The sequence below is a fragment of the Azospirillum sp. B4 genome (assembly GCF_000333275.1).
GTDB lineage: Bacteria > Pseudomonadota > Alphaproteobacteria > Azospirillales > Azospirillaceae > Nitrospirillum.
The window spans coordinates 1-3,407 of sequence record NZ_BACU01000487.1 but is presented as its reverse complement, the minus strand read 5'-3'; the positions used below and the strand labels follow the sequence as shown (position 1 = coordinate 3,407).

The 3,407-nt window shown below is 66.7% G+C and carries 6 protein-coding genes, 1 tRNA gene and 1 pseudogene; 6 read left to right on the top strand and 2 right to left on the bottom strand.

Annotated elements, in window-relative coordinates; translation table 11 throughout:
- Positions 1-170 (bottom strand): Lrp/AsnC ligand binding domain-containing protein (locus I55_RS36195; protein ID WP_252181248.1); only part of this gene is annotated, 170 nt, incomplete at its 3' end.
- A gap of 1 nt (position 171) precedes the next feature.
- Here I55_RS36195 and I55_RS36190 point away from each other — a divergent pair.
- From I55_RS36190 to I55_RS36185, 5 genes are all read left to right on the top strand, one after another.
- Positions 172-303 carry a tetratricopeptide repeat protein gene (locus I55_RS36190; protein ID WP_307718725.1) on the top strand — a complete coding sequence of 44 codons (132 nt, stop codon included), beginning with the start codon at positions 172-174 and terminating at the stop codon, positions 301-303.
- A gap of 13 nt (positions 304-316) precedes the next feature.
- The gene (locus I55_RS21390) at positions 317-982 is read left to right on the top strand and encodes an LON peptidase substrate-binding domain-containing protein (RefSeq protein ID WP_044562623.1); all 666 of its coding nucleotides are present in this window, start codon (positions 317-319) and stop codon (positions 980-982) included.
- 165 nt (positions 983-1,147) lie between these two features.
- A complete protein-coding gene (locus tag I55_RS21385; RefSeq protein ID WP_040845462.1) occupies positions 1,148-1,333 on the top strand; it encodes a Trm112 family protein in 186 nt (61 codons plus the stop codon).
- An 8-nt stretch (positions 1,334-1,341) separates the two neighbouring features.
- Entirely contained in the window at positions 1,342-1,785 is a 444-nt protein-coding gene (locus tag I55_RS21380) for a gamma-butyrobetaine hydroxylase-like domain-containing protein (RefSeq protein ID WP_044562622.1), read from the top strand.
- Positions 1,786-1,823: 38 nt separating this feature from the next.
- Positions 1,824-1,909, top strand: a tRNA-OTHER gene (locus tag I55_RS36185).
- Here I55_RS36185 and I55_RS21375 read toward each other — a convergent pair.
- Positions 1,910-2,548: a MarC family protein gene (locus tag I55_RS21375; protein ID WP_044562621.1), complete on the bottom strand. Its 639-nt coding sequence runs from the start codon at positions 2,546-2,548 to the stop codon at positions 1,910-1,912. It abuts the tRNA gene before it with no gap.
- 251 nt (positions 2,549-2,799) lie between these two features.
- On the opposite strand from I55_RS21375, the pseudogene I55_RS21370 reads away from it, so the two are divergent.
- A pseudogene (locus I55_RS21370) lies at positions 2,800-3,407 on the top strand (CoA transferase subunit A); the annotation flags it as partial.

Here is a 3,407-nt window from a genome sequence, read left to right as displayed (position 1 = left end):
AAATACTTCTCAATGCCGAAATCACCCTCCAGCATGCCTTCGATGATGGATTGGTAGTGGGTGACGCCGGTGGTGATGAACTTCAGCAGGTAGTCGTAGCCGCCGCTGACCAGATGGCATTCCACGATCTCGTCAATCTTGCGGATCTTGGTGGACCATCTGCTGGACATCGTGAAGCGTGATCGTGAATGGAACGAGCAGGCGGCCCGCAAGCAGCTGGTGAAGTTCTTCGAGGCCCTGGGCTTCAAGCATCCGCTGGCCATCGGCGGCCGGCGCAAGCTGTCGTCCATCCTGTTCGCCTGACGCGACCGGCGTGATGAGCCCCTTCGCCCCCACCTTCGACCGGCTGCCGACCAGCATCCCCGTCTTTCCCCTGACGGGGGCGCTGGTCCTGCCCCGGGCCCGCCTGCCGCTCAACATCTTCGAGCCGCGGTACCTGGCCATGGTGCAGGACAGCCTGGGCGCCGACCGGCTGATCGGCATGATCCAGCCCATGGAGCCGGGGGCGGAGGCGGAAGCCGGCGCGGAACCGCCGCTGGCCGGCGTCGGCTGCTGCGGCCGGCTGACGGCCTTCGCGGAGACGGACGATGGCCGCTATCTCATCACCCTGACCGGCCTGTGCCGCTTCCGCATCCGGCAAGAGGTGTCGACCATGCGGGGCTATCGCCGCGTCGTGGCCGACTGGTCGCCCTTCGCGGACGACTACACGGTGCCGGCCAACGGCGCCTTCGACCGCACCGGCCTGATGGCGACGCTCAAGCCCTATTTCACCCGCCGCGATCTGACGGTGAACTGGCAGGCGCTGGAGGCGGCGCCCGACGAACAGCTGATCTCCTCCCTCGCCATGCTGTGCCCCTTCACCCCGGCGGAGAAGCAGGCCCTGCTGGAGGCGCCGGATTTCGGGGCCCGGGCGTCGATGCTGCTGGCGTTGGTGCAGATGGCGGTGCATGAATCGGCGGACGGCGACGCCGCGCGGCATTGACGCCCATCGCACTCAATCGCCGGGCGCGGCCATCCGGCCGCTTGGGCTTCCTTGCTGCGCCCTGCGGTGCTTACTCCGGCGGCCCCGGTCGGGGCCTACAGCGGCATGAGTCAAAGTCTCATGCCGCTGCTATGATCTCTACTTCTCGCTTAAGGTTTCCTTGCCATGTCCGATACCGCCAAGGTCGATCCCAAGCTGCTGGAGATCCTGGTCTGCCCCCTGACCAAGGGACCGCTCAGCTATGACGCCCAGCGCCAGGAACTGGTCAGCCAGCAGGCGCGCCTGGCCTATCCCATCCGCGACGGCATCCCCATCATGTTGGTGGACGAGGCCCGGTCGCTTGACGATTGAGGTCGACCATGGCCCAGGAGACCTTCGCCACCGACGCCCACGGGACGCGGCATTGGCCGACCGAGGTCCGCTATGTCCGGGCGGACCGCGCGCTGGTCATCAGCTTCGACGACGGCGCCCGCGCCACCCTGCCGGCGGAATACCTGCGGGTGGAAAGCCCCTCCGCCGAAGTCCAGGGCCACAGCCCCGACCAGAAGCAGACCGTGCCGGGCAAGCGCACCGTCGCCATCGCGGAGCTTGAGCCCATTGGCAACTACGCCGTGCGCCTGATCTTCGACGACGGCCACGACACCGGCATCTTCTCCTGGAAGTACCTGTACGAGCTGGGCGTGGAATACGACCAGCGCTGGGCCCGCTATCTGGCGGATCTGGAGGCCAAGGGCCTCGACCGCGACACCGCCCCCCACCGCCATGGCCCCAGCTGCGGCTCGGGTGGCGGCGGGTGCGGGTGATTGGCGTATAGAGAGCGGATTGTGCTACAAAACCCGTAGCCGACGTGACGGAATTGGTAGACGTATCGCCACAGCGATCCCAGGCTTCAAGCCTAGGTGCGGGTTCGAGCCCCAGCCGTTGGCTTTAATCTCCGTGAATAATCAATCCACTCGCCAAAATTCCGTCAATCACGAACTGGCAGGCCAGGGCTGACAGCAAAATACCCAGCACCCGGTTCAGCACCGTGATGCCGGTGCGGCCCAGGATGCGGCTGACCTTGGTGGCGAACAGCAGCACGAACAGGGTCAGGGCCAGGATGCCGGCCAGCACGCCTAGGACCACGGCCTGCCGGGCCGGGTCGCCGTGGGCGCGGCCCATGAACAGCACGATGGTAGTCATGGTGCCGGGGCCGCTGATCAGCGGGATGGCCAGGGGGAAGACGGAGATGTCGGCGCGGTGGCGCGCTTCCTCCCGCTCATCCGCCGTGGCGGTGCGCACGCCGCTCTCACGGGCGAACACCATGTCGATGGCCACCAGCATCAGCAGCACGCCGCCGGCGATGCGGAAGGCGGCGAAGCCGATGCCCAGCGCCCGCAGCAGCAGGTCGCCGGCGAAGGCGAAGAAGAACAGGATCAGGGCGGCGATCACCGTGCCCTTGATGGCCATGCGCCGGCGATAGCGCTCCTCCATGCCGACCGTCAGGCCCACGAACATGGGCCCCAGCCCCACCGGATCGATGGTGACGAACAGGGCGACGGCGGTGGTGAGGATGAGGTCCAGCACGGGGGATGGGGCCCGGAAAAAGGGGTAGGCCGTGAGGGCGGACCGGGCGGACCGGCAGACCCCTCAGGGTCTAGCGCGTTGGGGCGCCTGCTGCAAGCGTCGGCGGGCGGGGGGCAGGGGTGCCGAAGTTGAAGAGTCGTTCAAGTTGACTTCACCCCCAACGGGGCCGTAAGCAATGCTGCGGTGCATCCGTGCCCGGGAGAGGGGCGGCACCATAATCCAAACATCCTAGGGGGCCGTCCGGAAGAACGATGAGCAAGAAGGTCTACCCCGACGCCGTAACCGCCCTGGCCGGGCTGTTGCGCAACGACATCACCGTCATGGCCGGCGGCTTCGGCCTGTGCGGCATCCCGGAAAACCTGATCGAAGCCATCCGCCTCTCGGGCGTGACCGGGCTGACGGTTGTTTCCAACAACGCCGGCGTGGACGGCTTCGGCCTGGGCGTGCTGCTGGAAACCAAGCAGATCAAGAAGATGATCAGCAGCTACGTGGGTGAGAACAAGCTGTTCGCCCAGCAGTACCTGTCCGGTGAGCTTGAGCTGGAATTCAACCCGCAGGGCACCCTGGCCGAGCGCATCCGCGCCGGTGGCGCCGGCATCCCCGCCTTCTTCACCAAGACGGGCGTGGGCACGCTGGTGGCCGAGGGCAAGGAACTGCGCGAGTTCGACGGCGAGACCTATGTGATGGAGCGCGGCATCGTCGCCGATCTCTCCATCGTCAAGGCCTGGAAGGGTGACACCGAGGGCAACCTCGTCTATCGCAAGACGGCGCGGAACTTCAACCCGATGATGGCCACCGCCGGCAAGGTCACGGTGGTGGAGGTCGAGGAACTGGGGAACCGGGCAGCTCGACCCCGACC